Raw genomic sequence first — 401 nt, forward strand, 5'->3', positions numbered from 1 at the left:
ATTTGATGAATTACGGTGCGAATTTGATGAATTACCAAGCGAGTTTGATAAATGACGGTGCAAGAATGATTGATTACGGTGCAAATTTGATGAATGACGGAGCGAATTTGATGAATGACGGAGCAAGTTTGATGGATTACGGAGCGAGTTTGATAAATGACGGAGCAAGTTTGATGGATTACGGAGGGAGTTTGATGAATGACGGAGGGAGTTTGATGAATGACGGAGAAATAATGATGGATTACTTTGCGGATTTGATGAATTACAAAGTGGGTAATAAGTACCATGCAAAAAAGTGTGTGCCTGAAGGTGCTTCTATAATTGAAATCGTTTCCCAAAAGTGTTTGGTTACTTTCTTTGCCTTGATGTATAGAAAGGCAACCGGAATGGGAGGTTGCGCA

The 401-nt window shown here is 39.9% G+C and carries 1 protein-coding gene; it reads left to right on the forward strand.

All coding sequences use genetic code 11. The features are described 5' to 3' along the window. Positions 1-401: hypothetical protein (locus tag GD597_RS21730; RefSeq protein WP_216368667.1), on the forward strand; the 401-nt coding region annotated here is incomplete at both ends.

Source organism: Limnovirga soli (assembly GCF_013106755.1).
Taxonomy (GTDB): domain Bacteria; phylum Bacteroidota; class Bacteroidia; order Chitinophagales; family Chitinophagaceae; genus Limnovirga; species Limnovirga soli.